At 47.4% G+C, this 2547-nt stretch carries 3 protein-coding genes and 1 tRNA gene; all 4 read right to left on the bottom strand.

What is annotated here, in order from left to right; translation table 11 throughout:
• Window positions 1-505 precede the first annotated feature (505 nt).
• A tRNA-Leu gene (locus RMO35_RS18385) sits at window positions 506-585 on the bottom strand.
• On the bottom strand, window positions 564-1442 hold the full coding sequence (locus RMO35_RS18390; RefSeq protein WP_309742936.1) for a M48 family metallopeptidase: 879 nt from the start codon (window positions 1440-1442) through the stop codon (window positions 564-566). Before RMO35_RS18390 ends, RMO35_RS18385 begins: the two co-directional genes overlap by 22 nt.
• 231 nt (window positions 1443-1673) lie before the next feature.
• Entirely contained in the window at window positions 1674-2102 is a 429-nt protein-coding gene (locus RMO35_RS18395; protein WP_309742938.1) for a hypothetical protein, read from the bottom strand.
• Window positions 2103-2247: 145 nt separating this feature from the next.
• Window positions 2248-2547 (bottom strand): iron-sulfur cluster assembly accessory protein (locus tag RMO35_RS18400; RefSeq protein WP_309742940.1); only part of this gene is annotated, 300 nt, incomplete at its 5' end.

Consider the following 2547-nt stretch of genomic DNA (forward strand, 5'->3'; position numbering starts at 1 on the left):
ATTAGTTAATATATTTTGTGACAAATGGGGTTGACGTGACCTCTGTCAGATGAGATAGGGTCGTCTGCTCGCTGAGGGATCGCACCAGCGGCTAGCCGCTGTGGTGGAGAGAAAACCATCGGCAAGTGGGTTGTTTTAATAGGTCTAAATCAAGGTTGATTTGCAGCAGCGGTAGCACAATGCTGCTGTGTTGGCGCTGTTGCTCTGATGGACAGATTAGTAAACGATCGCGTTATGAAAATCGCGATGGCGCTCGGTCGATCGTCTCTACGGCTAGTAGCTACCGTGACTTACCTTTAGTTCTCAGCTTGCAACCACACCTCTTTGACACTATATGCGATCCCCTGATGGTGGGACGGGTATCTCATAATTCCTTAACAAGTTTTTTGGCTCTTTAGGGGTAGGGTCGATCTCTTGGCAATCGGCAGAAATAAAGAAACCCGACCTCTGTGAAGAAGTCGGGTTTCTAGGGTACTCAATCGGAATAAAATTGAGTTTCATGCTATGGCCAGCGTCGGACTCGAACCGACACGCTTTCGCGGATGATTTTGAGTCAACTGCGTCTACCAATTCCGCCAGCCAGCCGTATTTATAGCTTGCTTATCATAGCGCATAGTGGGGTTATTTAGCAAGGACTGATAATTATCTGTTTGCGACCACAGATCGATCTCTTTGGCGCGCAAGACGGGGACGGGATGGCTGAGTTGTTCGGTTTGGCTGGCGGTGAGCATTTTGCCAAAACTCGTGGCGCTCACCTGTTCGTAGGCGCGAGCCTGAGCCAAGAACGCATCGACATTGAGTAATGGTGCTAGTTGTGGGGAGCCACCAGAGAGTTTCATCAATACCGAGATGACGGTTTTGGGATCTTGGCTGACTAGTAAAGCAGCACGATCGCAACTAAATTCGGCACAGCGCAACCATTGTAGCATCTGGGCTTGCAGACCTTGGGCGAGTGCAGTGCCGATGCCTGGTAATAAGCCCCCAGTGGCGAGGACGATAATATTTGCCAGCGTCAGATAGACACCATGTTCGCACTTGAGGTGTCCCAATTCGTGGGCGAACACGGCTTGGAGTTCTTCAGGGGTGAGTAAATCGACTAAAGAGGTATGAACGACGATGAAGGGTTTTTTGCCGCGCACTGCCATCGTATAGGCGTTGGGCGCGGGATGCTGTTTGAGGTAGAGTTGGGGAACTTCCAGATCGAGGATCTGACAGGCTTCGATGAGAAGTTTGTGGATGTGAGGAAGTTGATTTTCGCCGATGAGGACGCTGGCGGCAATATTATTGAGATATAGAAATTCTTCGGTTACGCCACCTAATAAATTCCGAACCAATAAATCCAAGCCGGGGAGTCGCCGCAAACTAGTAGTGGCTTCTAAGTCTAAGGGGTGGCGAAATCTATCGGCTTGTAAGCCGACTAATTGAGTTTTGGTGGTTAACATTTTTAGAAGTTACGAATTATGAGTGCGGGCAAATAAGATAGCAGAATTAAATATTTACAAGATATCGGTAGTCTCAAGCCTAGCTGATGGAGAGTATCCACCTGTGGGCAAATTTCATATTCGATTACTCTAGCCAGTACTCACAGATCCAGACATTCTCAGTCGTATCTGACTGCAAGGATGGTAGGGGTAATTGATGGATTACCCCTACCATCCTTGCAGTTCTATATTCTAGTCTTCAAATATCAATTTTTCAATGCGTTTGAGACTTGCCCAGTCGGGTTTACGACTAAATCCATCTTGAAAATTGGTCGTGACTTGATCGCGGACTTCTGGTGCCGCCTCGACCAGACTTCTTGCCAGTTCGATATGTTGGCGCACGCCCGATGTTTTGGTTTCGAGCATTGCCAAGGAGAGATTGATCAGCGTTTGAGCGTCAAAAGGATCGATTTTCATCGATTTTTGAGCGGCTTTTAGCGCTAGCTGGGGCTTATTGTCAAGTAAGTACAACCACGATAAACACGTCCACGCACTATCGAGTTTGGGCGATTTATTGCAAACTTCAATGAAAACAGGAATCAATTTAGCTGGACTTTCCCCGGCTTGATAATCCTTAATTGCATTGTCAAATAATTCGTTGGGGGTGATTGTTTCAGCCATGAGTTCAGTGGATAGTGAATAGTGGATAGTGGATAGTAAATAGGAATTTGTAGATAGTGGATAGGTGCGATGATATGAGGCATGAGGACGAACTCACATCGATTTCTAGTCCCGATCCACTATCCACCATCCACTATTCACTTCCTTAAACTGCAAAAGACTTACCACAACCACAACTTTGCGCGGCGTTGGGGTTGGTAAATTGGAAACCACCACCGATCATGGCATCGCTGTAGTCGAGGACAAGACCATAAACATATAGCATACTCTTGCGATCGCAGACTAGTTTAAAGCCGCTGTAGTCGCAGATTTCATCATCGTCCCGAATTTGGCTGGGATCTTCAAAATCCATGACGTAGGACATTCCGGAACAACCACCTTGGCGGACGCCGACGCGCAAGCAGAGATCTTTGCCTTGTTTTTCACGGAGAGCGACAACGTGCGC

Source organism: Chamaesiphon sp. OTE_20_metabat_361, assembly GCF_031364565.1.